This window comes from Kitasatospora sp. NPDC059571, assembly GCF_042735675.1.
Lineage (GTDB): Bacteria > Actinomycetota > Actinomycetes > Streptomycetales > Streptomycetaceae > Kitasatospora.
Map to the genome: position 1 here is coordinate 1 of NZ_JBHWBW010000059.1, position 24831 is coordinate 24831.

Sequence of the window (24831 nt, forward strand, 5' to 3'; positions counted from 1 at the left end):
GCCCGCCGACGACGCCTGATACCGGGGCGTCGGCGGCGGGCAGCCGAAGGGGCCGTCGTCAGCGGCGGTGCACCCGGTGCCAGGGGCCGGTGACGGCGAGCATGATGCCCGGCTCCTGGATGTTGGCGAACAGCGTCCGGCCGTCAGCGGAGAAGGTGACGCCGGTGAACTCGCTGAACTCCGGCTTCTCGGCGGTGCCCAGGTTGTACTCGTTGCGGGCGATCGGGAAGGTCCGGCCGTCGTCGGTGGTGCCGAACAGGTGCTGGACGCCCTCGCCGTCCTCGGCGATCACCAGGCCGCCGTGCGGGGAGACGGTGATGTTGTCCGGCCCGTCGAAGTTGCCGTGGTCCGCCCAGACGTCCTTGTTGACGCCGAGCAGCACCCTCAGGGTGAGGGTGCGGCGGGACGGGCTGTAGAACCAGACCTGGCCGTCGTGCTGGACGGGGCTCTCGTCCCGGGCGTAACTGGCCACGAAGTACACGCCGTTGTCACCCCACCACATGCCCTCCAGCTTGCGCGAGCGGGTCACCTCGCCGTCCTTGAACTGCTTGCGGACGGAGACCGTCCGCGCATCGCGGTCCGGCACCTTCACCCAGTCCACGCCGTAGGTCGTGCCGATCCGCGTCGCGCGGGACAGGTCGTCGACGAGCTTGCCGCGCGAGTCGAAGCACTTGAAGGCCTCCAGCACGCCGGCGTCGTCCGCGAGAGTGCGCAGCCGGCCGCGGCCGTGGTGGAAGCCGGCCGGCGGGGTCCAGCGGTAGAGCAGTCCGTTCGGGCCGGCCGCGTCCTCGGTGAGCAGCACGTGGCCGCGGTGCGGGTCCACCACCGCCGCCTCGTGCGGGTAGCGGCCGAACGCCTTGACCGGCTTCGGGTCGCGGTTGGCGTCCTGGTCGTACGGGTCGACCTCGAAGATGTAGCCGTGGTCCTTGGTCATGCCGTTCTGGCCGGCCCGGTCCTCGGTCTCCTCGCCGGACAGCCAGGTGCCCCACGGGGTGGCCCCGCCCGCGCAGTTGGTGGAGGTGCCGGCGATGCCGACCCACTCGCGCACGCTGCGGCCGTGGTCGCGGACCTCCACCACGGTGCAGCCGCCGGCCGCGGCCGGGTCGTACACGTGGCCGGCCAGCAGCGGCACCGGGTGCGGCCAGTTCGCCCGCGCGCCCTTGAGCTCGTGGTTGTTGACCAGCAGGGTGGCGCCGTGGCGGCCGGGGAAGGCGGCCGTGCCGTCGTGGTTGCTGGGGGTGGACTCGCCGGTGACCAGGGTGGTCCGCCCGGTCTGGGTGATGATCCGGTAGCCGAAGCCCTCGGGCAGGGCGAGCACGCCCTTCGGGTCGGCGACCAGCGGGCCGTAGCCGAGCGCGGTCGGCGCGCCCCTGCCAGCGGGTGCCTCGCCGCCGGCCGGGGCGGCGATCGCGCCCGGGGCGGTGGCCAGCACCTCGGCGTTGCCGGCGATGAGCACGCCGGCCCCGAGCAGGGTCGAGCGGTTGACGAAGTCCCGGCGGGACAGCGGCATGGCGTCACTCCAGAGGGTCGGACGGTTCGCGACGCGCAGCAGACTCCGCGGGCCGGGTGAACCCGGCGTGAATCGGGCCCTGCGCCCGCGTGGTTTTTTGCCGTCCTTGTGCCGACCCATGACCTCCGCTTTACCCGGCGGCCCGTCCGTCCCGTCAGTGCTGGGTGCGCTCGATCCGCCACTGCTCCCAGGCGGTCAGCCAGGCGTCCTCGCTGCCGGACGGCAGCTCCGGGGTACCGCCGGACCACAGCCGCTCCCAGGCCCGCTGCGCGGGCAGGCTGGGCACCTCGCTGGCGAAGGCCGTGTAGCGCACGACCTCCTCGACCGCCGCCGCACCCTCCGGCGTGCCCACCAGCCAGTCGGTGTTCTGGGCCAGCCTGGTCAGGTGGTTGACCATGGTGGAGATGGCGTCGGTGGCCTCCTCGCGGTTCTCCGAGGCCAGCCGCATCTGCTGGCGGACGGCCGCCTCCCAGCGCTCCGCCCCGGCCTCGCCGCGCAGCCGGCGGGGCATCCGCGCCGTCCGCCGCGACCGCAGCTGGGCCTCCATCGCGAGCGACTCGGCGACGGTGTGCTCGACCACCGCACGGTGCGCCTCCAGCCCGGTCACCGGCGGCAGCGCGCGCTCCTCCAGCGGTACGCTGCGCGAGCGCTGACGGTCCGCCAGCTGCCGCATCAGCTCGCTGCGTCCGACGATGAAGCGCTCGAAGTCCTCCACCCGGCGCAGCTCGACGCCGCCCGGCGGGACGCCGCGGCCGGTGACCGTCACGGTGATCCCGTCCACCCGCAGCCGGCCGGCCCAGACCGGCGGACCGTCCGCGCCGCCCTCGGCGGCCCGGGTGTCCTCGTGGATCTGCACCGCGCGCGGCTCGCCCTCGACGGTGATCCACTCGCGCAGTGCGCGGACCCGGCCGGGCCCGTCGCCCTCGTCGACGTCCAGGTGCTCGTACAGCCGGTCGCGCTCGTCCTCGACCACGTCCTCCAGCTCCGGCAGCGGCTGCGCGTGCTCGGCGCCCGGGCGGTAGGTGCGCACCGAGACGTACGGACCGGTGAGCGACGTCCAGTCGCCGGACCGGAGTTCGACCCAGCCGAGGCGGCCGTTGAAGACCTCGTACTCGGCCAGTGCCTCGCGGGCCGCGCCGACGCCGGGGCCGGCCTCGCCGCCCGGCCCGGCAGCCGGTGCATTCGGGGGCGCGCTCTGCCCGCCGCGCGCCGTGTGGGTGAGGGATACGCCCGGGTCCGCGCCGTACACCGGGAAGTCCACCTCGGACATCACCCGGCGGTTGTGCTCCTCGTGGTCGGCGTAGAAGTCCTCGGGATCCTGGGGCCTGCTCCCGCCCTGCCTCATCATGCTCTGCCGCACCCCCGGGTACTCGCCGCACAGTTCGTCCGCCGCGGCCGGCCGGGCCCTGCCCCGGGCCCCCGGCCGCGCCCGCCCCACGATACGGCCCGCGCACCTGCCGGGGCATCAGCTTCGCCCGGCCGGTGCCGGACCGGCCGCGTCCCGGCGCGGATGTCGGCGCCGCTGCCTACGCTGATCGGCATGACATCGACCACCGGCTTCCCCGCCCGCATCAGCATCGTCACCCTCGGCGTCGGCGACCTGCCGCGGTCCGCGGCCTTCTACGAGGCGCTCGGCTGGCAGCGGTCGGCGGCGTCCAGCCCGGAGATCGTCTGGTTCCGCACCGCCGACTCGGTGCTCGGCCTGTTCCCCGCCGACGAGCTCGCCGCCGACGCCGGGGTGCCCTCCGGCGGCGAGCCGTCGTTCCGCGGGGTGACCCTCGCGGTGAACCTCGAATCCCCCGAACGGGTGGACGCCGCCCTGGCCGTGGCGCTCGCCGCCGGCGCCGCGGTGGTCAAGCCCCCGGCGCCGACCTCCTGGGGCGGGTACTCGGGCTACTTCGAGGACCCGGACGGCCACCTCTGGGAGCTGGCCCACAACCCGTTCTTCCCGTTCACCGAGGACGGCAGCCTCGACCTGCCCTGACCGGCGGCGGGTCAGCCCTGCTGGGCCCGGAGGGACTTCGCCTTCACGGCGGCCTTCCGGGCCTCCTTGGCGACCGACCGGTCCAGGTGCAGCTCGCCCACTGTGTCCAGCATCTGCGCGGTGTAGGGGTGCGGCACCCGCCAGACCTCGCCGAAGTAGCTCGCCGGGTTGTCGGTCACCGGCAGCGCCGCCACCAGCCCGCGCAGCTGCACCGCGTCCCCGCGGCCGGCCAGCAGCACCGCGGCGAAGGCGTCCACCGCGTGCCACAGCGCCGCGTCGCGCTCGGCCGCCTCGACGGGCGCACCGTGCCCGCGCAGCACCTCGCGGGCCAGGCCGCCGAGGTCCGGGTCGTCCACCACCTCGGTGAACGCCTCGTCGCCGACCGCGCCCAGCGAGTCCAGCGCGGCCGCGCAGTACATCCGCCGCACCGGGCTGTACGCGTCCCGCCCGCGGGCGGCCGCCAGCAGCTCGCGCGCGGCCGCGGCGGGCTCCCGGCGGGCCAGCCAGACCGCGATCTCCCGGTCGGGCAGCAGGTTCGCCGACTCGGCCAGCGCGGTCAGCAGCGCCTGGGCGTCGCCCTCGGACAGCTCCCCGACCAGCGGGGCGTCGTAGCCGTCGGCCAGCAGCCACTCCCGCACCGCGTACTGGCCGAGCGGGGTGAGCCGGACCGTGCCGAACCGGGCCGCGTCCTCGTCGCTCAGCTCCCCGCCGTCCTCCGGGCCGCCCGCCTCCGGGGCGGCGGCCGCCTCCTCGTCCTCCTCCTCGAAGAGCTCCGGGTCGATCGGGCGGTGCTGCACCAGGCCGAGCTCGGCCAGGTCGGCCAGCATCGGGTCGAGCGTCACCATCACGTCGGTGATCTCGCCGAGCATCTCCTCGTCGGGCTCCTCGCCCTCCGGCACCACCAGCAGCGCCGCCAGGACGCCCAGCGGGACGGTCTCCTCACCGGGGTCGGCGAAGGCGGTGAACTCGTACAGCACCTGCAGGGCCTCGTCGAGCAGCTCGGCCGCGGCCTCGCTGGCCTCCTCCACCTCCGCCAGGCCGCTCTCGTCGGCCTCCTCCGGCTCCTCCCCGCCCTCGCCCTCGCCCTCGACGTCGAAGGAGTCCGCCTCCACGGCGAGCTCGCGGACGATCCCGGCGGCGGTCAGCCACAGGTCCAGGGCGGCCTCGACGTCGCCGGACTCGACGTCCTCCAGCTCCTGCGCCGGCACCGCGACGTGCTCGCCGGCCGCGGTGGTGCCGAGCGTCACCAGGTCGAGGTCGCACGCCAGCGACCAGGCCCGCACCGCCTCCAGCAGCGCGTCCTCGGACACCTCGCCGTCCTGCGGGGCGAGCTCCAGCAGCCGGGCGGCCGCGCCCTGGTCGGCCTCCACCAGGTCGCCGAACTCGTCCACCACGCGGTGCGGCGCCGCCCAGCGGCCCAGCTTCAGCGCGTGCGCGATCAGCGGGACGGCCAGCGCCGCGGCGGCCAGCTCCTCCTTCGGCGGCAGCGCGATCGGCGGCACGAGGACGGCGCTGTCGTCGAAGTCCTCGTCGTCCCCGTCCCCGCCCTGCGCCCCGTACAGCTCGGCCAGGTCGTAGTCGGCCGGCAGTCGGCTCCCGCCGGGGCCGGAGCCCTCACCCGGCTGCGACGAGTGGTCAGGGGTGTTGCGGCGTCGTCCGGCCATCGTTGGCGATCTCCCGTGGTGGCTGTGGTGCGGCCAGCGGCCGGCACGCACCGGCCCATCCACTCAGCGTATCGGTGACCGAGCCCACCGTGCGCACCCGGCGGGCGCGCGCCGCGCACCCGCCGTGACCACGTATCCTTCATCGGGCGACGCGCACACCCCGCGCAGCCCCGGGCGACGAAGCCCACCCCCTGGCACAGCACACCCCGCGCCACCCGGACTCCGCAACCACGGCCGCCACCCCTGGCCCGACCGGCCCCGGTGGTGCCCGGCCAACAGGAGACCCCTGCCATGGCGGACCTCTCCCCCGCCGGCCCCGGCCTGCGCACCGCGCAGTACCCCGGGCGCCGACTGTCGGAGGCCCTGCTTCCCCCGGAGCTCGCACCGCGTGCCCAGCTCCGCCTCTCCGCGATCAGCCGCTGGAACGCGCTGCGCGGCATCCGGGTCGGCCTGGTGGCCGCCGCCCTCTTCCTGATGCTGATCGGCGCCAACCTGGCGACCCCGATCTATCCCCTGCTCCAGAAGCAGCTCGGGCTGACCCCGCTGGACACCACCGTGCTGTTCACGGTCTACGTCTTCGCCCTGGTGCCCGTCCTCGCCGTGGTCGGCCACTGGTCGGACCACCTCGGCCGGCGCGCGCTGATCCTGCCCGCGGTCGGGCTCGCCGCCCTCGGCGACGCGGTCTTCGCCAACGCGCACACCTTCGCGCTGCTCGCCGTCGGGCGCGCCGTCCAGGGCATCGCGGTGGGGCTGTCCACCGGCGCCGCCGGGGCAGCCCTCGGCGACCTGCTGCCGGACCGGCCGACCCTGGCCGCCAAGCTGACCCTGGCCTGCTCGGCCGGCGGCGTCGCGCTCGGCCCGGTCGTCGGCGCGAGCCTGGCCACCGGCGACCGGCCGCTGCTCACCCCGTTCCTGCTGCACGCCCTGGCGCTGCTGGCGCTCTGCGTGCCGCTCGCCGTGGTGCACCCGCGGATGCCGGGCCGGGAGCGCCCGGCGGCCACGCCGCCGCGGATCACCACCCCGGCCCACCTGCGCCCGCAGCGGCTGCGGCTGCCGCGCCGCGGCCGGCGCGAGTTCCTGCTGGCCGCGTGCGCGGGCTTCGTCTCGTACGCGGTGTTCGGGGTGTACCTGAGCCTGGCGCCGGCCTTCGCGGCGCGACTGCTGCACTCGGACTCGCACCTGACCGGCGCGGTGGTGGCGGCCCTGCTGCTCGGCTCCTCGGCGGCCGCGCAGCTGGTCGTGCCGCCGACGGCCGACCGGCTGGTGATCGCGCTCGGGATGGCCGGCCTGGCGGGCGGGCTCGCCCTGGTGGTGGCGGCCGGGTACTCCGGCACGCCGGCCCTGCTGTTCATCGGCAGCGTGCTGGGCGGGTGCTGCCAGGGGGTGGCGTTCCGCTCGCTGTTCACCGGCGCGGTGGGCGCGATGGACCCGGAGCGGCGCGGCAGCGAGCTGTCCGCCCTGTGGGTGATCGTCTACCTGGGCAGCTCGCTGCCGATCGTCGTGGTCGGCGCACTGACCCAGCGCTACGGCCTGCTGCCCGCGGTCAGCGGGTTCGCCTCGGTGGCGGCGCTGGCCTGCGTCGCCCTGGCGGTGGCGGTGACCGCCCGGCCGCGGAGCCGCGCGCTGTAGCCGTTGTCGTGGTCCGAGCTGCTGAACGAGCCGGCCATGCTGCTGCCCAGGCCGAGCACCAGGAAGACCACGACCAGCGCCTTCGCCCCGGCCGTCAGCAGCAGCGGCCGGGTCGCGGAGACGGCCGGCCCCACCGGCGGCACGCCGTCGTCCCCGAACACCCGCTTCGGGTAGGCGGCGGTGAGCATCAGCACGTAGGCGCTGAACCTCGTGGTGAAGCGCAGGACGGCCGCGCTGGACCCGAACAGCGGCTCCGGCATCCGCCCGAGCACCAGCACGATGATCCAGATCACGAAGGCCGCGACGTACCAGCCGCCGGTCAGCAGGCTCTCCACGATCGCGGCCGGGATCATCAGGATCAGGCGGAAGAGGACCGCGAGCCGGTTCAGCGGCCCGGGCTTCAGCTCCACCCGGACGGGGTAGTCCTCGGGGCTCCAGGCGAACGGCGGGTACCGGTCGACCAGCAGCATCGCCGAGGCGCGCACCCGGGTGTCGTACCGCACGAAGCCGGCCAGGTAGCGCTCGATCGGCTCGGGCAGCCGGCCGAGCGCCAGGGCGCCGAACCAGCCGACCACCACGGCCGCGAAGGCCAGCAGCGACAGCGCCCACACCACCACGAACTGCGGGATCAGCAGCAGCCAGCGCAGCAGCACGGTGAGCCGGCGCTGCCGGTCGGGTGCGGGGACGTCCAGCTCCGGCAGGACCTCCGCCGGCCCGGGGTACGCGGGTGGTGTCTGCCATGTGCCCGTCGCCACGCTGTGCTCCCTGGCTCGTCGACCGGTGCGGACGACGGAATGACATTCCCGGCCGCGCACGGGTGCGACACCTGGCCCGACCCGGACGGCCGACAGCCGGCCGGGCCCGCACGCACGACCGCCCCCGGCCCGGGTACGGGCGGGGGGCGGTCGGCGAGGGTGCGCGTCAGACGTTGAAGCCGAGCGCGCGGAGCTGGTCGCGGCCCTCGTCGGTGATCTTGTCGGGGCCCCACGGCGGCATCCAGACCCAGTTGATCCGCAGGTCCTTGACCAGGCCGTCGGTGGCGGTCCGCGCCTGGTCCTCGATGACGTCGGTCAGCGGGCAGGCCGCCGAGGTGAGCGTCATGTCGACCGTGGCGACGTCGCCCTCGTCGATGTGGATGCCGTAGATCAGGCCGAGGTTGACCACGTCGATGCCCAGCTCGGGGTCGACGACGTCCATCAGGGCCTCGTGCAGGTCCTCGACCGACACCGTGCCGGCGCTGGTGAAGGCGACCTGGCCGGTCACGGCGGGCGCCTCGGCAGGGGCCTCGGCGGCCTCGGCGGCCGGGGTCTCGCGGTCACTCATAAGAGATCCGTCCGTTTCAGTCGTTGATGGCGGGCTGGCCGCCCAGTGCCTTGGCCGTGGCGTCCTTCCAGGCCATCCAGCTGAGCAGCGCACACTTCACCCGGGCCGGGTACTTGGAGACGCCGGCGAACGCGACCGCGTCCTCCAGCACCTCCTCGTCGCCCTCACCCTGGCCCTTGCTCTGCATCAGCTCCAGGAACGCCTCCTGGACGGCCTGGGCCTCGCCGACGCTCTTGCCGACCACCAGGTCGTTCAGCACCGAGGCGCTGGCCTGGCTGATCGAGCAGCCCTGCGACTCGTAGGAGACGTCCGCGACGGTGGAGCCGTCGAGGCGCACCCGCAGGGTGATCTCGTCGCCGCAGGTGGGGTTCACATGGTGCACCTCGGCGTCACCGGCCCGCAGCCCCTTGCCGTGGGGGTTGCGGTAGTGGTCCAGGATGATCTCCTGGTACATCGAGTCGAGCTTCATGCGGACGTCACCTCAGCCGAAGAAGTTGCGCACGTGGTGCAGGCCGTCGATCAGGGCATCGACCTCGGCCGGCGTCGAGTACAGATAGAACGACGCCCGCGTGGTCGCCGGAATTCCGTACCGCAGGCAGACCGGCCGCGCGCAGTGGTGGCCGACCCGGACGGCGATGCCCTGCTCGTCGAGGACCTGGCCCACGTCGTGCGGGTGGATGTCGCCGAGCGTGAAGGAGATCGCGGCGGCCCGGTCCACGGCGGTGCGCGGGCCGATGATGCGCAGGTCCGGCACCTCCAGCAGGCGCTCCACCGCGTACGCGGTGATGGCGTGCTCGTGGGCGGCGATGTTCTCCATGCCGATCCCGGTGAGGTAGTCCACCGCCGCACCGAGGCCGACGGCCTGGGCGATCGGCGGCGTGCCGGCCTCGAACTTGTGCGGCGCCGGGGCGTAGGTGGACGAGCCCATGGTGACGGTCTCGATCATCTCGCCGCCGCCCAGGAACGGCGGGAGGTCCTCCAGCAGCTCCTGGCGGCCCCAGAGCACGCCGATGCCGGTCGGGGCCAGCATCTTGTGGCCGGTGAAGGCGACGAAGTCGGCCTCCAGCGCCTGCACGTCGAGCACCATGTGCGGGGCGGCCTGCGAGGCGTCGATGACGACCAGCGCGCCGACCGACTGGGCCTTGCGGACGATCGTCTCGACCGGGTTGACCGTGCCCAGCAGGTTGGAGACCAGGGTGAAGGAGACCACCTTGGTCTTCTCGGTGATCAGCTCGTCGATGTTCGACAGGTCGAGCCGGCCCTCGTCGGTCAGCCCGAACCACTTCAGCTTCGCGCCGGTGCGCTGCGAGAGCAGCTGCCACGGGACGATGTTGGAGTGGTGCTCCATCTCGGTGATCACGATCTCGGCGTCCGCGTCGACGCGGTAGGGCTCGTCGGCCCAGCCGAGCATGTTGGCGACCAGGTTGAGCGACTCCGAGGCGTTCTTGGTGAAGATCACCTCGTCCCGGCTCGGCGCGTTGACGAAGGCCGCGACCTTGTCGCGGGCGCCCTCGTACAGCGCCGTGGCCTCCTCGGCGAGGACGTGCACGCCGCGGTGCACGTTGGCGTTGTGCCGCTCGTAGTACGCGGTGAGCGCCTCCAGCACCTGGCGCGGCTTCTGCGAGGTCGCCGCGTTGTCCAGGTAGACCAGCGGCTTGTCGTCGTGCAGCAGCCGCTGGAGGACGGGGAAGTCCTTGCGGATCGCGTCCGTGTCGAGCAGGCCTGGCAGGTTCGTCACTCGGAAGCGCCGCCCTTCACGTAGCTCTCGTAGCCCTCGTTCTCCAGCTTGTCCGCGAGCTCGGCGCCGCCGGACTCGACGATGCGGCCGGCCGCGAAGACGTGGACGTAATCGGGCTTGATGTACCGCAGGATGCGGGTGTAGTGGGTGACCAGCAGGGTGCCGACCTCGCCGGTCGAGCGGACCCGGTTGATGCCCTCGGAGACGATGCGCAGCGCGTCGACGTCCAGGCCGGAGTCGGTCTCGTCGAGGATCGCGATCTTCGGCTTGAGGAGCTCCAGCTGCAGGATCTCGTGGCGCTTCTTCTCACCGCCGGAGAAGCCCTCGTTGACGTTGCGCTCGGCGAAGGCCGGGTCCATCTGGAGCGCGGCCATGGCCTCCTTGACCTCCTTGACCCACAGGCGCAGCTTGGGGGCCTCGCCGCGCACGGCGGTGGCGGCGGTGCGCAGGAAGTTGGAGACCGAGACGCCGGGGACCTCGACCGGGTACTGCATGGCGAGGAAGACACCCGCGCGGGCCCGCTCGTCGACGGACATCGCCAGCACGTCCTCGCCGTCCAGCAGCACCTCGCCGCCGGTGACGGTGTACTTCGGGTGGCCGGCCAGGGAGTAGGCGAGGGTGGACTTGCCGGAGCCGTTGGGGCCCATGATGGCGTGCGTCTCGCCCTGCTTCACGGTGAGGTCGACACCGCGGAGGATCTCGCGGGGGCCGTTCTCGGCCTCGACGGAGACGTGCAGGTCGCGGATTTCAAGGGTAGCCATATGGACTCAGGACTCCTGGTTGACGGAGACGAGCACATCGTCCCCTTCGATCTTCACGGGATAGACGGCGACCGGCTTGGTGGCGGGCAGCCCGGACGGCTTGCCGGTGCGCAGGTCGAAGCTGCTGCCGTGCAGCCAGCACTCGATCATGCAGTCCTCGACCTCGCCCTCGGAGAGCGAGACGTTCGCGTGCGAGCAGATGTCGTTGATCGCGAACACCCCCTCGTCGGTGCGGACCACGGAGACCGGTACGCCGTTGAGTTCGACGCGCCGCGGCACGTCCTCCGACAGGTCGCTCAGCGCGCAGGCGCGCAGGTAGCTCATGCGACCGTCGCTTCCAGCTCGGCCTCGATCTTCTCCATCAGGTGGTCCTGGATCTCGGCGACGCCGATCTGCTGGACCAGCTCGGCGAAGAAGCCGCGGACCACCAGGCGGCGGGCCTCCTCTGCCGGGATGCCGCGGGCCTGCAGGTAGAACAGCTGCTCGTCGTCGAAGCGGCCGGTCGCCGAGGCGTGGCCGGCGCCGACGATCTCGCCGGTCTCGATCTCCAGGTTCGGGATCGAGTCGACCCGGGCGCCGTCGGTGAGCACCAGGTTGCGGTTGTGCTCGTAGGTGTCGGTGCCGACGGCGGCGGCGCGGATCAGCACGTCGCCGACCCAGACCGCGTGCGCGTCCTGGCCCTGGAGGGCGCCCTTGTAGACCACGTTGGAGCGGCAGTGCGGGGTGTCGTGGTCGATCACCAGGCGGTGCTCCAGGTGCTGGCCGGCGTCGGCGAAGTACAGGCCGAAGAGCTCGGCCTCGCCGCCGGGGGCGCCGTAGACCACGCGCGGGTGCAGGCGCACCACGTCGCCGCCGAAGGTGACCGCGACCGACTTGAACGAGGCGTCCCGGCCGACCAGGGCGGTGTGCTGGGCGGCGTGCACCGCGTCGCGCTCCCAGTCCTGGACGGAGACGAAGGTCAGCTTCGCGCCGTCGCCGACCAACAGCTCGACGTTGGCGGCGCGGGTGCCGGTGCCGGTGTGGTTGATCACCACGACGGCCTCGGCGAACGGCTTGACGTCCACCACCACGTGGGCGAAGCGGACACCGCCCTCGCCGTGCACGTCGATCCGGACCGGCTCGGTGAGCACCTGCTCCTTGGGGACGGTCACCACCAGGGCCTGCTCGAAGGAGCTGAACGCCTGGGCGGCGACCCGGTCGACCGGCTTGCCGGCCTTGCCGAGGCGGGCGTCGTCGCGGCCGACGGTCTCGGCGGTGACGCCGTCCGGCAGGGCCAGCTCCAGCTTGTCCTGGCCGGTGGCGCCCTCGGCGGCGGTGCCGTCGTGCAGGCCGTTCAGGCGGTGCATCGGCGTGAACCGCCAGTCCTCCTCGCGGCCGGTCGGCACGGGGAAGTCGTTCACGTCGTAGGACGGCTTGACCGCGACGCGGGCGTCGATCGGCTGCTGCACGGCGGTGCGGCCGGTACCGGGGCCGGCCAGCTGCGCGCCGGCGCCGGCGGTGCCGACCTCGATCGAACCGGCGGTGGTGGATCCTGCGGTGTTGGTGGCGTCAGCCATGGCTGTCGTAGTGCTCTCTTCCTGAAAGTCGGACGGGCGGGTGCGGGGGCCGGGGTCAGCCGACCGCGCCCTCCATCTGCAGCTCGATCAGCCGGTTGAGCTCCAGCGCGTACTCCATCGGCAGCTCGCGCGCGATCGGCTCGACGAAGCCGCGGACGATCATCGCCATGGCCTCCTGCTCGGTCATGCCGCGGCTCATCAGGTAGAAGAGCTGGTCCTCGCTGACCTTGGAGACGGTCGCCTCGTGGCCCATGGAGACGTCGTCCTCGCGGACGTCGACGTACGGGTACGTGTCGGAGCGGGAGATGGTGTCGACCAGCAGCGCGTCGCAGAGCACGTTGGACTTGGCGCCGTGCGAGCCCTCGCCGATCTCGATGAGGCCGCGGTACGAGGTGCGGCCGCCGCCGCGCGCCACCGACTTGGAGACGATGGACGAGGAGGTGTTCGGCGCCATGTGGACCATCTTGGCGCCGGCGTCCTGGTGCTGGCCCTCGCCGGCGAAGGCGATCGACAGGGTCTCGCCCTTGGCGTGCTCGCCCATCAGGTACACGGCCGGGTACTTCATGGTGACCTTGGAGCCGATGTTGCCGTCGACCCACTCCATGGTCGCGCCCTCGTACGCCACGGCGCGCTTGGTGACCAGGTTGTAGACGTTGTTCGACCAGTTCTGGATGGTCGTGTAGCGGCAGCGGCCGCCCTTCTTGACGATGATCTCCACGACCGCGGAGTGCAGCGAGTCGGAGGAGTAGATCGGCGCGGTGCAGCCCTCGACGTAGTGGACGTAGGCGTCCTCGTCGACGATGATCAGCGTCCGCTCGAACTGGCCCATGTTCTCGGTGTTGATCCGGAAGTAGGCCTGCAGCGGGATGTCGACGTGCACGCCCTTCGGCACGTAGATGAACGAGCCGCCGGACCACACCGCCGTGTTCAGCGAGGCGAACTTGTTGTCACCCACCGGGATGACGGTGCCGAAGTACTCCTTGAAGAGCTCCGGGTGCTCCCTCAGCGCGGTGTCGGTGTCCAGGAAGATGACGCCCTGCTGCTCCAGGTCCTCGCGGATCTGGTGGTACACGACCTCGGACTCGTACTGCGCCGCGACACCGGCGACCAGGCGCTGCTTCTCCGCCTCCGGGATGCCCAGCTTGTCGTACGTCGCCTTGATGTCGGCGGGCAGGTCCTCCCAGGACTCGGCCTGCTTCTCGGTCGAGCGCACGAAGTACTTGATGTTGTCGAAGTCGATGCCCGACAGGTCGGAGCCCCAGGTCGGCATGGGCTTCTTGCCGAAGAGCTTCAGGCCCTTGAGACGCAGGTTGAGCATCCACTCGGACTCGTTCTTCTTCGCCGAGATGTCGCGCACGACCTCCTCGCTGAGACCGCGCTTGGCAGCGCTGCCGGCCTCGTCGGAGTCGGCCCAGCCGTACTCGTAGGTGCCCAGGCCCTCGAGCTCCGGGTGTGCGATGTCAGTCATGCGAAATTCCTCCGCGCGGACGAGCCGTTTCGGTTGGGGACGTACCGGCAGTCGGCACGGCACCGGGCGTCCGCCGGTCGGCGGACGACGGTGCGGCACCGGATGCCGGCACATACGTGGTGCAGACCCCGTCGCCGTGGGCGATGGTGGCCAGCCGTTGCACATGGGTGCCGAGAAGCTGCGAGAAGACCTCGGTCTCCGCCTCGCAGAGCTGCGGGAACTGCTCGGCGATGTGCGCGACCGGGCAGTGGTGCTGGCAGAGCTGGGCGCCGGCCGGGGCCTTCGCCGCGTTGGCCGACGGCACTCGCCGCACCGTGGCAGCGTACCCGTCGGCGCTCAGCGCCTCCGCGAGCGCCTCGGTGCGGCCGTCGGCGCCGGCCTGCTCCAGGGAGTCCAGGTACTTCTGGCCCTGCTTGGCGAAGCGGGCCCGGGCGAAGGCGGCGACCGCCTCCTCGCCCGCGGCGCCGCCGCCCACCGCCTCCGAGATCCAGCGCAGCGCATCGGCCGCGAGCTGGTCGTACGCCTGGTAGAAGGCGTCCCGGCCGGACTCGGTGAGGGCGAAGACCTTGGCCGGGCGGCCGCGGCCGCGGCTGCCGTAGACCCGCTGCTCCCGGGACTCGACCAGGCCTGCGGCGGCCAGCGAGTCGAGGTGGCGGCGGACGGCGGCGGCGGTCAGGCCGAGGCGGCCGGACAGGTCGGCGGCGGAGGACGGGCCGTGGTCCAGGATCGAGCGGGCGACCCGGTCCCGGGTCGCCCGGTGGCCCTCCAGCAGGACCTCGGCCGCCGTCGCGGGCACGGCACAACCGGGGGCCGGCTCGGCCACCCTGTCCTGTGCGGAGTGCTCGCGCATGTTTTTCACAACGCCATTGTTGCGTAATTCCTTCCGTCGGAACAAGCCGTGACCCAGGTCGCACCGATGACCTCGATCACGCAGGCAAGCCTTACCTGGCCTGCGCAAACCCGGCGCCGGAGCCGGTGCGGGGGCACCGGGGGGCGTCCTCTTACACTCGCCGGTATGCAGACTCCACCCGCCGTCGAGGTGACCGGACTGGTCAAGCGGTACGGCGCCAAGACGGCCGTGGACGGGCTCGACCTGGCCATCGCCCGCGGTTCGATCACCGCCGTCCTCGGTCCGAACGGCGCCGGGAAGACCACCACCGTCGAGACCTGCGAGGGCTACCGCCGCCCCGACGCGGGCACCGTCCGGGTGCTCGGCCTCGACCCGGTCGCCGACGCGGCCCGGCTGCGCCCCCGGATCGGGGTGATGCTCCAGAACGGCGGCGTCTACCCCGGTGCCCGGGCGGTCGAGATGCTCTCCCACACCGCCCGGCTGCACGCGGACCCGCTGGACGTGCCCGCCCTGGTGGAGCGGCTCGGCCTGGACTCCTGCGGCCGGACCCCGTACCGCCGGCTCTCCGGCGGCCAGCAGCAGCGGCTCGCCCTCGCCATGGCGGTGGTCGGCCGGCCCGAGGTGGTCTTCCTCGACGAGCCCACCGCCGGCCTCGACCCGCAGGCCCGCCGCGCCACCTGGCAGCTGGTCCGGGAGCTGAAGCGGGACGGCGTCACCGTGGTCGTCACCACCCACCACATGGACGAGGCCGAGCAGCTCGCCGACGAGGTCGCCATCGTGGACCGCGGACGGGTCGTCACCACCGGTGCCCCGGCCGAGCTCTGCCGGGCCGACGGCAGCCTGCACTTCGAGGGGCCGGCCGGGCTCGACCTCGCCGCCCTGCGCGCCGTGCTGCCGGCCGGCGCGGTGGTGGCCGAGCCGACGCCCGGCGCGTACCGGGTGGAGGCCGAGGTCGACCCCCGGCTGGTCGCCTCGGTGACCGCCTGGTGCGCCGACGCCGGCGTCCTGCCCGAGCGGCTCGGCGTGCAGCGCCGCAGCCTGGAGGACGTCTTCCTGGAACTCACCGGACGGGAGCTGCGCTCGTGACCGACGCGACCGACTACACGCCGCGGCCGGGCGCCGCCCCGGTCGGCCGGATGCTGCTGGCGCAGACCGCGCTGGAGACCCGGATGCTGCTGCGCAACGGCGAACAGCTGCTGCTGACCGTGATCATCCCCACCGTGCTGCTGGTGCTCTTCAGCTCCGTCGACATCGTCGCGGCCGACGGGCCGGGCAAGCGGGTGGACTTCCTCGCCCCGGGCCTGCTGGCGCTGGCGGTGATGTCCACCGCGTTCACCGGCCAGGCCATCGCGACCGGCTTCGAGCGGCGCTACGGCGTGCTGAAGCGCCTGGGCGCCACCCCGCTGCCGCGCTGGGCGCTGCTGACCGCCAAGACCGGCTGCGTGCTGGTCACCGAGGCGCTCCAGGTGGCCCTGCTGTCGGGGATCGCGCTGGCGCTCGGCTGGTCGCCGCAGGGCAACCCGGCCGCCGTCGCCGGCCTGCTGGTGCTGGGCACCGCCGCCTTCTCCGGGCTCGGCCTGCTGATGGCGGGCACGCTGAGGGCGGAGGCCACCCTGGCCGGCGCCAACCTGGTGTTCATCCTGCTGCTGCTGGCCGGCGGGGTGGTCGTGCCGCTGTCGAAGTTCCCGGCGGCCGTCCGCCCGGTGCTGGAGCTGCTGCCGATCAGCGCGCTCTCCGACGGGCTGCGCTCGGTGCTCCAGCTCGGGGCCGGGGTGCCCTGGTCGGACCTCGGGGTGCTCGCGGCCTGGGCGGTGCTCGGCCTGGCCGCGGCGGCGCGGTTCTTCCGCTGGGAGTGACCGGCCCGCACGACGGAGCAGGGGCGCCCCCGGCGGGGGCGCCCCTGCGGCACGTGCGGTGCGGGGTCAGCCCGCCGGGGTGACGGGGTGGCCGAAGCCCTTGGCGCCGACCGCCTTCACCACCGCGGCCGCGGCGGCGGCCGAGCTGTCGACCCGCCAGTCCGTCAGCTGGGTGGCTCCGGGCCACTTCTTGCGCAGGTCGTACCAGACCAGGCCGATCAGGCCGTCGGTGCCGGCCGCGCCGGAGAACAGGTCGTTGATCTGGGCGACCTTCTGCGGGCCCTCGGCGACCCCGGTCTCGGCGATCAGCACGGGCTTGCCGCTGAAGCCGCGCACGGTCTTCAGCGTGGGCGTGAAGAGGCTCTTGTAGGCGGTGCCGTCCTGCGGCCCGTAGTAGCCGATCAGGCCGAGCCAGTCCACGTAGTCGTCGCCGGGGTAGTACGGCTTGAGCGGCGCGCCGGTGCCGCTGTCCGCCACGTGCGGGGTCCACATCCAGAGCACGTTGGTGGCCTGCTGGTCGCGGAAGGCGTCGTGGATGTGCCGCCAGGCCTTCACGTAGTCGTCCGCGGTGGCCTTGCCCGGGCCCCAGGGCGTCCAGGCGCCGTTCATCTCGGGCGCGAAGGCGATCACCACCGGGCCCTGGAAGCCGCGCACCTGCTGGGCGAACCGGGTCAGATAGGCGTCCTCGGCGCCGGAGGCGATCCGGGCCAGCGGCGTCTGGTCGGGCACCAGCGACAGCAGCGGCAGGACGCCGGCCTTCCACAGCGCGGTGTTGCCGGCCGTGTCGAAGTCCTCGCCCCACTCCTGGTAGTACTCGCGCACGTCGGGGTGGTGCCCGGACTTGGCGGCGAAGGAGTTCACCGGCGCGAGGTCGGCCGGGCCGCCCTCGGAGGCCACGCCGAGCATCCGCCCGGACGGCTTGCGCAGCGCCGAGGCGTCGTACGGCGGCAGTGCCGGCGCCGAGGAGGAGGCCGCCGGGTCCGCGGGGGAACCGTCGCCGCCCGCGTCGCCCGGCTCGACGGTCGAGCAGGCGGTCGCGAGCAGCGGAGCGGCCAGGGCCAGTGCCGCCAGCCGGCGCGCGGCAGGCCGGGCGAAGGTTCGTCTGATCACGGTGGTGCCGTTCCTGGGAGTCTCGCAGCCGACGGGCCTGAGGGATGCGGGCATCCTATGTGGTGAACGGAGACCGTCCGCCAGGCATGGATCGTGGGCAGGGAATCTCGATACGGTCACAAGGGCGCCGCATAACTACCCAAAACGAACATTGACGCAGAATCAGGCACCCGGAGTGAACTAGCGTCCGTGTATCGCACCCCGCGCGGGTGCGGTTCACCTCGGGGAAAGGCGCGTGCGGTGGGCCCAGCGATACCGGCATCCGTGCCGCCCCTGACCGACGAGGCCCCGCCGGTCGTCCACGCCGAGGCCGCCCCGGTCTTCGTCGACCAGTCGGGTACCCGCGGCCGGCGCCTGCGCGGCCTGGGCTGGCTGATCGGCCTCGCCTCCACCATGCTCGCCGCGGCCATGACCGGCAGCCTGGTCGGCCTGCAGTCGCACGCCCCCGCGATCCGGGTGCCCCCGCAGCCGAGTTCCACCATCCCGGTGCCCTCCGCCCACCCGAGCGGCTCGCCCGCACCGTCCGCCGACGCCTCGCCCTCCCCGGGCGCCTCCCCCGGCGCCTCCGCCAGTGGCACCGCCAGGCCGTCCGGCTCCGCCCACCCCAGCGGCTCCGCCCGCGCCTCCGGCTCCGCCAAGCCCGGCGCCAGCCACAGCCCGGTCACCCGCAGCACCGGTACGGCGACCCACAAGCCCGGTACCACCGCGGTCAGGACCGGCGCGACCACCACCTCCACCCGGGCCGCCCAGGCCGGCCTCGACCGACCGGGGGGCTCCGGCGACGACCGGGACGAGGACTCCGGGCGAGCCGCCCCGGCCGGCTGACCCGCCGCCCCGCCGCCGCACGGCACTCCCGCGACCCCGTGCACCCCGGCACCGCTCCACCCCCGCGCCCACCCGCCAGGCACCCCAGGAACAGCCCATGTCCCGCCACCAGCGCCCCCGAGAGTCGATCCGCCGCTCCCGCCGACTCGCCGCACCGCCGCTGCGCTTCTTCCTGCCGGTGACCCTGCTGGTCTGTCTGCTCGCGCTGATGGTGCTGCGCGGGATGGCCACCAACGAGGTGTTCCACGACGAGCGCACGGCCGTCTCCGTCGACAAGGGGACGGTCCCGCCGAACCTGCTCACCGGCGGACCGATCATCGACGCCCGCGGGGCGAAGAACGACCACCCGGTCAGCTACTCGGTGCCCGACCACACGGTGGTGCTGAGCTTCGACGACGGCCCGGACCCGAAGTGGACCCCGCAGATCCTGGACCTGCTGAAGGCCCGCCACATCCACGCCAGCTTCTTCATCACCGGGTCGATGGCGGCCCGCAACCCCGACCTGATCCGGCGGATCGTCGCGGACGGCCACGAGATCGGCCTGCACACCTTCACCCACCCCGACCTCGCGCTGCAGACCAAGACCCGGCTCGCCTGGGAGCTGGGCCAGACCCAGCTCGCGCTGGCCGGCGTCGCGGGCGTGCACAGCTCGCTGTTCCGGCCGCCGTACTCCTCCACCGCCGACGCGCTGGACGACTGGAACTGGCCGGTCACCAAGCAGATCGGCAAGCTCGGCTACCTGACCGCGTTCATCGACTCCGACACCGACGACTGGAAGCGGCCGGGTGTCGAGGAGATCGTCAAGACGGCGATGCCCAAGGTGCCCGGCAAGGGCGAGCTGGTGCTGCTGCACGACGCCGGCGGCGACCGCTCGCAGACCGTGGCGGCGCTCGGGAAGATCATCGACGAGCTGCAGGCGCAGAACTACCGCTTCACCAGCATCTCCGAGGCACTGGGCGCGAGCAACGCGATGACCCCGGTGCACGGCTACCAACTGTGGGCCGGCAAGGCCTTCATCCTCGGCACCCAGATCGCGGTCAACCTGCTGCCGTGGCTGGTCGACCTGCTGGCCTTCGTCGGCGTGCTGGTGTTCGCCCGGTTCGCGCTGATGCTGGTGCTGGCCTCCCGGCACGCCTGGCGGGCCCGGCGCCCGGACTTCACCTGGGGACCCGAGGTCACCCGCCCGGTCACCGTGCTGGTGCCCGCGTACAACGAGCAGGAGTGCATCGCCAACACCCTGAACTCGCTGGCCGCCAGCGAGCACCCGATCGAGGTCATCGTCATCGACGACGGCTCCAGCGACGACACCTCGAAGATCGTCGAGGAGATGGACCTGCCGTTCGTCCGGCTGATCCGGCAGCCCAACGGCGGCAAGCCGTCGGCGCTGAACAACGGCATCCGCAACGCCTCGCACGACATCGTGGTGATGATGGACGGCGACACGGTCTTCGAGCCGTCCACCGTCCGCGAGCTCGTCCAGCCGTTCGCCGACCCGGCCGTCGGCGCGGTCGCCGGCAACGCCAAGGTCGGCAACCGGGACACCCTGATCGGGGCCTGGCAGCACATCGAGTACGTGATGGGCTTCAACCTCGACCGCCGGATGTACGACACGCTCAACATCATGCCGACCATCCCCGGCGCGATCGGCGCCTTCCGGCGCGAGGCGCTGCTGGAGGTCGGCGGCATGAGCGAGGACACCCTCGCCGAGGACACCGACATCACCATGGCGATGCTCTGCAAGGGCTGGCGCGTGGTGTACGCGGAGAAGGCCCGCGCCTGGACGGAGGCGCCGGCCAGCATGCAACAGCTCTGGTCGCAGCGCTACCGCTGGAGCTACGGCACCATGCAGGCGATGTGGAAGCACCGCCGCGCGCTGATCGACCGCGGCCCCGCGGGCCGCTTCGGCCGGGTCGGCCTGCCCCTGGTCGTGCTGTTCGGCGTGGTGGCCCCGCTGCTGGCCCCGCTGATCGACCTGTTCCTGCTGTACGGCATCCTCTTCGTCGACGCCCCGAAGACGCTCGCCGCCTGGGCGACCGTGCTGGTCGTCCAGGGCGGCCTCGCCTGGTTCGCGTTCCGGCTCGACAAGGAGAAGCCGTGGCACCTCGTCACGCTCCCCGTCCAGCAGGTCGTGTACCGGCAGCTGATGTACCTCGTCCTGCTCCAGTCGTCGATCACCGCCCTGACCGGCGGCCGGCTGCGCTGGCAGAAGCTCCGGCGGACCGGTGAGGTCGCCGCCCCGATCGTGGAGGCCTGACGTGTCCGCTCCTGCCGACCGGGGCAACCCCCGGTCCGCGGTCCCCGGCGCCCGGGGGCCGCGCCACGAGGAGACCCTCAAGCTCCGGATGCCCGCGGACCTCGCCGAGATGGCCCGGGCCTTCGACGCCCAGTACGCTTCCGGCCCGCCCGCCCCCGCCCCGGCGCCGGCACCCGCACCGGCCGCCGCACCCCGCCCGGCGGCGGAGCGCGGCAGCGGGACGCGGCCCACCGTGCCGCGCCACGAGGAGACCCTCAAGCTCCGGGTGCCCTCCGACCTCGCCGAGCTGGCCCACACCTTCGACACCCAGTACGCCTCCGGCACCCCCGCGCCGCAGGCCGGGCCCGAGGAGGCCGCCGAGGAGCCCGCCGAGCAGCCGAAGCCCGCCCGCAAGGGCGGCCGCGACCGCTACCTCGACATGCTCCGCGCGCTGGCCCTCGTCCGCGTCGTCGTCTACCACAACTTCGGCTGGACCTGGCTGCCGCTGGTCTTCCCGTCGATGGGCGTGATGTTCGCGCTCGCCGGCTCGCTGATGGTCCGTTCGCTCAGCCGCCCGGCGCTCAGCGTCATCCGCGGCCGCCTGCGCCGCCTGCTGCCGCCGATGTGGCTGTTCGGCGCGGTCCTGATGACCTTCGAGCTGCTGGACGGCTGGGGCCCGAACGCCGACGGCCACCCCAACTGGTGGTGGGGCAAGCTGGCGTTCTGGATCCTGCCGCTCTCCACCCCGCCGTTCGGCACGAACCTGCACGGCTTCCACGGGATCCTGGAGGGCAGCTGGGCGGAGCAGCTCGGCGTCCCGCTCTGGTACCTGCGGGCCTACCTCTGGTACGTGCTGCTGTCGCCGCTGCTCCTCAAGGGCCTGCGGCGGCTGCCCTGGGTGACGCTCTTCGCCCCGCTGGTGATCTCGTTCGTGATCAACTCCGGCCTCTTCGACCAGGAGGGGCGGATCTGGGAGACCGCGACCGACTTCACGACCTTCGGCTCCTGCTGGATCCTCGGCATGGCGCACCAGGAGGGCGTGCTGCGCCGGCTGCCGCAGTACCTGGCGCCGTCGCTGGCCCCGCTGATCATGGTCGGCGGCCTGTGGTACCTGATGAGCCGGCCGATCGACGACCCGACGGTCGCGACCGACCTGGAGAGCATCCCGTTCGCCAACGCCGTCTGGTCGTTCGGCTTCGTCCTGCTGCTGCTCCACCTCAGCCCGTCCTGGGAGACCTGGCCCAAACCGCTGGAACGCTGGAACGGCGTGATCAGCCTGCTCAACGCGCGGGCGGTCAGCGTCTACCTCTGGCACAACACGGCACTGGTGCTGGCCATCCCGATCATCGACCAGCTGTGGAACGTGGACTTCCTGTTCGAGCACGCGCAGTGGCTGCTGCGCAGCCACTGGTTCCCGCTGATGGTCGCGCTGCCGCTGATCGCCCTGCTGGTGCTGACCTTCGGATGGATGGAGGACGTCGCGGCGAAACGCTCGCCGCGGCTCTTCCCGTACCCCCGCAGGGCGCGCGGCAGGCGCCGGGCGGCCTGAGGACGCTCCGATCCGTCCGGACCCTCCGCAAAGATCCGGATAAGGGCGACCTAGGATGAAGCGGTGTCTACCCCCTTCGCCCTGCTCGCCGACCGGTGGCGCCCGTCGGCCGCCACGGTCCGCCGGGCGGCGCTGGCCGCGCTCGTGATGAGCGTGGTCATCGTCGTCACCGGCGGCGCCGTCCGGCTGACCGCCTCCGGCCTCGGCTGCACCACCTGGCCGCGCTGCACCGGCGAGAGCCTGACGCCCACGCCCGCGATGGGCGTCCACGGCGTCATCGAGTTCACCAACCGGATGCTCACCTACGTGCTCTGCGCGGCGATCGGCTGGGCGATCCTGGCCGCCCGCTGCGCCGCGCCCTGGCGGCGCGGCCTGACCCGGCTGGGCTGGCTGCAGTTCTGGCTGGTGATGAGCAACGCCGTGCTCGGCGGCATCACCGTGCTCACCGGCCTCAACCCGTACGTGGTGGCCCTGCACATGATCGCCGCGATGGCCCTGGTCTGGGTCGCGGTGCTGATGTGGGAGCGGACGAAGGAGGGCGACGCGGCTCCCGAGCTGCTGGTGGCCCGCCCGCTGCACCGCCTCTCCTACCTGCTGGTGGCGGTGGTCGGCCTGCTGGTCGCGGTCGGCACGCTGGTGACCGGCGCCGGCCACCACCCGGGCGCGCCCGGCGCGGACGGCAAGCCGGTGTGGCGCATCCCGATCGACTACGACCGCCTCGCCCAGGCCCACGCCGACCTGGCCTTCCTGTCGGTCGGCCTGGTCGTGGCGGCGGTCTTCGTGCTCGCCGCGGTCGGCGCCCCGGCCGCCGCCCGGGCCCGGATCCGCGACCTGCTGGCGCTGCTGCTGCTCCAGGGCGTGCTCGGCTTCGTCCAGTACTTCACCGACGCGCCCGAGCTCATGGTCGGCCTGCACATGCTGGGCGCCGCCCTGGTCTGGGGCGCCGCGCTGCGGGTGCCGCTGGCGCTGCGCACCCGGGCCCCGCTGCCCGCGGCCGCACCCGCCCCGGTGCCGGTCGGCGCCTGAGCCGCCCCCACACCGCGACCGGGGGGGGGGGCGCGCGGGGGGCCCCCCCCGGGGCCCCGCGCGCCGTCGCGCTCCCGGGCGGTGCCCGGTCAGATCTGGATGCCGGCCATCCGCTTCCACTCGTAGGCGCCGGTGCGCACCTTGAGGCCGAGCTCGCCCTCGAACGAGTCGTGCAGGGTCAGGCCGGCCAGCTCGGCGGCCCGCCGCCCGACGGCGTAGGTCGGGGCGACCTGGTCGCCCCACGCGCCGTCCGCGCCGACCAGCACGATCCGGGTGGCGGTGCGGCCGACGTACTCGACGACGCCGTCGGCGCTGCCGCCGTGCTGCGCCGCGAAGGCGGTGAGGTGCTTGGCGATGCGCTTGGCGCGGCGCTCGGTACGGGCGTCCTGCGCGGCGGGGGCGGCGGTCTCTGCGCTGGTCATGACCGCATGCTACCGATCGGTACACGCCGTGGCGACGGGAGCGCCGTGTGCGGCGGGCCACATACGCTGGTGCCGTGACCTTCGAAGGCTGGCCCGCCGAGGCGCTCGAGTTCTACGAGCAGCTGGAGGCCGACAACTCCAAGACGTTCTGGACGGCGCACAAGGAGCGGTACGAGGAGGTGGTCCGCGGCCCGATGGCCGACCTGCTCGACGCCCTGGAGGACGACTGGGGGCCCGGCAAGATCTTCCGCCCGTACCGCGACGTCCGCTTCAGCGCCGACAAGACCCCGTACAAGACGCACATCGGCGCCTATCTGGAGGCCGGCGGCTACATCCAGCTCTCCGCCGACGGACTGGCCTGCGGCAACGGGCTGTACCAGCTCGCCCCCGACCAGCTGGCCCGCTACCGGGCGGCGGTCGCCGAGGACGTCTCCGGCGCCGAGCTGGAGCGGGTGATCGCCGCGGTGGAGAAGGCCGGGCCCGCCGTGGTCGGCCGGGACCCGCTGAAGTCCGCGCCGCGCGGGTACACCAAGGACCACCCCAGGATCGGCCTGCTCCGCAACAAGGGCCTGGTCGCCTGGCAGGAGTGGCCCCCGGCCGCCTGGCTGGGCACCCCGGAGGCGTACCGGCGGATCACCGCCTTCCTGCGCGCCTCCCAGCCGCTCAAGGACTGGCTGGACGGCCACGTCGGGCCGAGCGAACTGCCCGCACGCTGAGCCGTCCGCACCCTGGTCCGGCCGGAGCGCCTCTGATAGGACTGCGTCATGCAGCGCGAGGACACCCCCGCCCGCGCCCGCTACGACGTGGTCGTGGTCGGCGGCGGGCACAACGGCCTGGTCGCGGCCGCCTACCTGGCCCGGGCCGGGCGCAGCGTGCTGGTCCTGGAGCGGCTGGGCCGCACCGGCGGCGCGGCCGTCTCGGCGGAGGCCTTTCCGGGCACCGGGGCCCGGCTGTCCCGGTACTCGTACCTGGTCAGCCTGCTGCCGCAGAAGATCGTCGACGAGCTCGGGCTGCGGTTCGCGGTGCGGCACCGGCGGATCTCCTCGTACACGCCGACCGTGCGCGGCGGGCGCCCGACCGGCCTGCTGGTGGACCGGGAGGACGCGGGGCGGACGGCGGCGTCCTTCCGCGAGCTGACCGGCTCGGACCGCGAGCACACCGCCTGGCAGGAGTTCTACGACATGACCGGGCGGGTCGCGGAGCGGGTCTTCCCCTCGCTCACCGAGCCGCTGCCCACCCGGGCGGAGCTGCGCCGCCGGGGGGACAGCCACGCCCCCACGGGGTCGCACAAGCGCCCGACCCGAGAGGGAGGGGCGGGCCACACCCC

General features: G+C 73.3%; 24 protein-coding genes. 10 read left to right on the forward strand and 14 right to left on the reverse strand.

All coding sequences use genetic code 11. The features are described from left to right. Window positions 1-58: 58 nt before the first annotated feature. Window positions 59-1510, reverse strand: coding sequence for an alkaline phosphatase PhoX (locus ACFV0G_RS09965; RefSeq protein ID WP_380544573.1), 1452 nt, complete (start codon window positions 1508-1510; stop codon window positions 59-61). A gap of 154 nt (window positions 1511-1664) precedes the next feature. Further along, the gene (locus ACFV0G_RS09970) at window positions 1665-2858 is read right to left on the reverse strand and encodes a hypothetical protein (protein WP_380544576.1); all 1194 of its coding nucleotides are present in this window, start codon (window positions 2856-2858) and stop codon (window positions 1665-1667) included. Window positions 2859-3050: 192 nt separating this feature from the next. Between ACFV0G_RS09970 and ACFV0G_RS09975 the strand changes: the two genes are divergently transcribed. Further along, on the forward strand, window positions 3051-3494 hold the full coding sequence (locus ACFV0G_RS09975; RefSeq protein WP_380544578.1) for a VOC family protein: 444 nt from the start codon (window positions 3051-3053) through the stop codon (window positions 3492-3494). 11 nt (window positions 3495-3505) lie between these two features. Here ACFV0G_RS09975 and ACFV0G_RS09980 read toward each other — a convergent pair whose 3' ends face one another. Beyond that, window positions 3506-5158 carry a hypothetical protein gene (locus tag ACFV0G_RS09980; RefSeq protein ID WP_380544581.1) on the reverse strand — a complete coding sequence of 551 codons (1653 nt, stop codon included), beginning with the start codon at window positions 5156-5158 and terminating at the stop codon, window positions 3506-3508. 291 nt (window positions 5159-5449) lie between these two features. Here ACFV0G_RS09980 and ACFV0G_RS09985 point away from each other — a divergent pair, with 291 nt between their 5' ends. After that, window positions 5450-6787 carry an MFS transporter gene (locus tag ACFV0G_RS09985; protein WP_380544584.1) on the forward strand — a complete coding sequence of 446 codons (1338 nt, stop codon included), beginning with the start codon at window positions 5450-5452 and terminating at the stop codon, window positions 6785-6787. Here ACFV0G_RS09985 and ACFV0G_RS09990 read toward each other — a convergent pair. From ACFV0G_RS09990 to ACFV0G_RS10030, 9 genes are all read right to left on the reverse strand, one after another. Beyond that, a complete protein-coding gene (locus ACFV0G_RS09990; protein WP_380544587.1) occupies window positions 6682-7542 on the reverse strand; it encodes a DUF4389 domain-containing protein in 861 nt (286 codons plus the stop codon). The two genes, ACFV0G_RS09985 and ACFV0G_RS09990, sit on opposite strands and share 106 nt — an antisense overlap. A gap of 166 nt (window positions 7543-7708) precedes the next feature. Beyond that, window positions 7709-8110, reverse strand: a complete 402-nt coding sequence (locus ACFV0G_RS09995; RefSeq protein ID WP_380544591.1) for a metal-sulfur cluster assembly factor — start codon at window positions 8108-8110, stop codon at window positions 7709-7711. Window positions 8111-8126: 16 nt separating this feature from the next. Next, the gene (gene sufU / locus ACFV0G_RS10000) at window positions 8127-8579 is read right to left on the reverse strand and encodes a Fe-S cluster assembly sulfur transfer protein SufU (protein WP_380544594.1); all 453 of its coding nucleotides are present in this window, start codon (window positions 8577-8579) and stop codon (window positions 8127-8129) included. 12 nt (window positions 8580-8591) lie between these two features. Then, window positions 8592-9848, reverse strand: coding sequence for a cysteine desulfurase (locus ACFV0G_RS10005; RefSeq protein ID WP_380544597.1), 1257 nt, complete (start codon window positions 9846-9848; stop codon window positions 8592-8594). Then, window positions 9845-10609, reverse strand: coding sequence for a Fe-S cluster assembly ATPase SufC (gene sufC / locus ACFV0G_RS10010; protein ID WP_380544600.1), 765 nt, complete (start codon window positions 10607-10609; stop codon window positions 9845-9847). Before sufC ends, ACFV0G_RS10005 begins: the two co-directional genes overlap by 4 nt. 6 nt (window positions 10610-10615) lie before the next feature. After that, window positions 10616-10933: a bifunctional 3-phenylpropionate/cinnamic acid dioxygenase ferredoxin subunit gene (locus tag ACFV0G_RS10015; protein WP_380544604.1), complete on the reverse strand. Its 318-nt coding sequence runs from the start codon at window positions 10931-10933 to the stop codon at window positions 10616-10618. Then, on the reverse strand, window positions 10930-12165 hold the full coding sequence (sufD, locus tag ACFV0G_RS10020; RefSeq protein ID WP_380544607.1) for a Fe-S cluster assembly protein SufD: 1236 nt from the start codon (window positions 12163-12165) through the stop codon (window positions 10930-10932). Before sufD ends, ACFV0G_RS10015 begins: the two co-directional genes overlap by 4 nt. A gap of 55 nt (window positions 12166-12220) precedes the next feature. After that, complete coding sequence (sufB, locus tag ACFV0G_RS10025) at window positions 12221-13633, reverse strand: Fe-S cluster assembly protein SufB (RefSeq protein WP_380544610.1); 1413 nt, start codon at window positions 13631-13633, stop codon at window positions 12221-12223. Continuing rightward, window positions 13626-14483 carry a helix-turn-helix transcriptional regulator gene (locus tag ACFV0G_RS10030; protein ID WP_380544643.1) on the reverse strand — a complete coding sequence of 286 codons (858 nt, stop codon included), beginning with the start codon at window positions 14481-14483 and terminating at the stop codon, window positions 13626-13628. The genes sufB and ACFV0G_RS10030 overlap by 8 nt, the downstream gene beginning before the upstream one ends. Before the next feature lie 165 nt (window positions 14484-14648). On the opposite strand from ACFV0G_RS10030, the gene ACFV0G_RS10035 reads away from it, so the two are divergent. Beyond that, entirely contained in the window at window positions 14649-15569 is a 921-nt protein-coding gene (locus tag ACFV0G_RS10035; RefSeq protein ID WP_380544613.1) for an ABC transporter ATP-binding protein, read from the forward strand. Window positions 15570-15619: 50 nt separating this feature from the next. Beyond that, window positions 15620-16339, forward strand: a complete 720-nt coding sequence (locus ACFV0G_RS10040; protein ID WP_380544646.1) for an ABC transporter permease — start codon at window positions 15620-15622, stop codon at window positions 16337-16339. A gap of 66 nt (window positions 16340-16405) precedes the next feature. On the opposite strand, the gene ACFV0G_RS10045 is transcribed toward ACFV0G_RS10040, so the two are convergent. Further along, on the reverse strand, window positions 16406-17449 hold the full coding sequence (locus ACFV0G_RS10045; protein ID WP_380544616.1) for a glycoside hydrolase family 26 protein: 1044 nt from the start codon (window positions 17447-17449) through the stop codon (window positions 16406-16408). Between the two features lie 264 nt (window positions 17450-17713). Here ACFV0G_RS10045 and ACFV0G_RS10050 point away from each other — a divergent pair, with 264 nt between their 5' ends. The 4 genes from ACFV0G_RS10050 (at window position 17714) to ACFV0G_RS10065 (ending at window position 23082) form a co-directional block, all read left to right on the forward strand. Further along, window positions 17714-18274 carry a hypothetical protein gene (locus ACFV0G_RS10050; RefSeq protein WP_380544619.1) on the forward strand — a complete coding sequence of 187 codons (561 nt, stop codon included), beginning with the start codon at window positions 17714-17716 and terminating at the stop codon, window positions 18272-18274. A 97-nt stretch (window positions 18275-18371) separates the two neighbouring features. Beyond that, the gene (locus tag ACFV0G_RS10055) at window positions 18372-20528 is read left to right on the forward strand and encodes a bifunctional polysaccharide deacetylase/glycosyltransferase family 2 protein (protein ID WP_380544622.1); all 2157 of its coding nucleotides are present in this window, start codon (window positions 18372-18374) and stop codon (window positions 20526-20528) included. A gap of 1 nt (window position 20529) precedes the next feature. Continuing rightward, entirely contained in the window at window positions 20530-22056 is a 1527-nt protein-coding gene (locus ACFV0G_RS10060) for an acyltransferase (protein WP_380544625.1), read from the forward strand. A gap of 63 nt (window positions 22057-22119) precedes the next feature. Further along, window positions 22120-23082 (forward strand): heme A synthase, encoded by a 963-nt coding sequence (locus tag ACFV0G_RS10065; RefSeq protein ID WP_380544628.1) that lies wholly within the window; start codon window positions 22120-22122, stop codon window positions 23080-23082. Between the two features lie 89 nt (window positions 23083-23171). Here ACFV0G_RS10065 and ACFV0G_RS10070 read toward each other — a convergent pair whose 3' ends face one another. Further along, entirely contained in the window at window positions 23172-23504 is a 333-nt protein-coding gene (locus tag ACFV0G_RS10070) for a hypothetical protein (RefSeq protein WP_380544631.1), read from the reverse strand. A 74-nt stretch (window positions 23505-23578) separates the two neighbouring features. Between ACFV0G_RS10070 and ACFV0G_RS10075 the strand changes: the two genes are divergently transcribed. Both ACFV0G_RS10075 and ACFV0G_RS10080 read left to right on the forward strand, forming a co-directional pair. Beyond that, window positions 23579-24220 (forward strand): DUF2461 domain-containing protein, encoded by a 642-nt coding sequence (locus ACFV0G_RS10075; RefSeq protein ID WP_380544634.1) that lies wholly within the window; start codon window positions 23579-23581, stop codon window positions 24218-24220. 48 nt (window positions 24221-24268) lie between these two features. Further along, a partial coding sequence (locus ACFV0G_RS10080; RefSeq protein ID WP_380544637.1) for an NAD(P)-binding protein occupies window positions 24269-24831 on the forward strand: 563 nt, incomplete at its 3' end.

What these genes read in the sequence shown, in the direction of transcription:
- ACFV0G_RS09985 (WP_380544584.1), top strand. Translation starts at nt 5,450, where the DNA reads ATGGCGGACCTCTCCCCCGCCGGCCCCGGCCTGCGCACCGCGCAGTAC.
- ACFV0G_RS10055 (WP_380544622.1), top strand. Translation starts at nt 18,372, where the DNA reads ATGTCCCGCCACCAGCGCCCCCGAGAGTCGATCCGCCGCTCCCGCCGA.
- sufB (WP_380544610.1), bottom strand. Translation starts at nt 13,633, where the DNA reads ATGACTGACATCGCACACCCGGAGCTCGAGGGCCTGGGCACCTACGAG.
- ACFV0G_RS09975 (WP_380544578.1), top strand. Translation starts at nt 3,051, where the DNA reads ATGACATCGACCACCGGCTTCCCCGCCCGCATCAGCATCGTCACCCTC.
- ACFV0G_RS10015 (WP_380544604.1), bottom strand. Translation starts at nt 10,933, where the DNA reads ATGAGCTACCTGCGCGCCTGCGCGCTGAGCGACCTGTCGGAGGACGTG.
- sufU (WP_380544594.1), bottom strand. Translation starts at nt 8,579, where the DNA reads ATGAAGCTCGACTCGATGTACCAGGAGATCATCCTGGACCACTACCGC.
- ACFV0G_RS09980 (WP_380544581.1), bottom strand. Translation starts at nt 5,158, where the DNA reads ATGGCCGGACGACGCCGCAACACCCCTGACCACTCGTCGCAGCCGGGT.
- ACFV0G_RS09965 (WP_380544573.1), bottom strand. Translation starts at nt 1,510, where the DNA reads ATGCCGCTGTCCCGCCGGGACTTCGTCAACCGCTCGACCCTGCTCGGG.
- ACFV0G_RS10035 (WP_380544613.1), top strand. Translation starts at nt 14,649, where the DNA reads ATGCAGACTCCACCCGCCGTCGAGGTGACCGGACTGGTCAAGCGGTAC.
- ACFV0G_RS10040 (WP_380544646.1), top strand. Translation starts at nt 15,620, where the DNA reads ATGCTGCTGGCGCAGACCGCGCTGGAGACCCGGATGCTGCTGCGCAAC.
- ACFV0G_RS09995 (WP_380544591.1), bottom strand. Translation starts at nt 8,110, where the DNA reads ATGAGTGACCGCGAGACCCCGGCCGCCGAGGCCGCCGAGGCCCCTGCC.
- ACFV0G_RS10070 (WP_380544631.1), bottom strand. Translation starts at nt 23,504, where the DNA reads ATGACCAGCGCAGAGACCGCCGCCCCCGCCGCGCAGGACGCCCGTACC.
- sufD (WP_380544607.1), bottom strand. Translation starts at nt 12,165, where the DNA reads ATGGCTGACGCCACCAACACCGCAGGATCCACCACCGCCGGTTCGATC.
- sufC (WP_380544600.1), bottom strand. Translation starts at nt 10,609, where the DNA reads ATGGCTACCCTTGAAATCCGCGACCTGCACGTCTCCGTCGAGGCCGAG.
- ACFV0G_RS09970 (WP_380544576.1), bottom strand. Translation starts at nt 2,858, where the DNA reads ATGATGAGGCAGGGCGGGAGCAGGCCCCAGGATCCCGAGGACTTCTAC.
- ACFV0G_RS10030 (WP_380544643.1), bottom strand. Translation starts at nt 14,483, where the DNA reads ATGCGCGAGCACTCCGCACAGGACAGGGTGGCCGAGCCGGCCCCCGGT.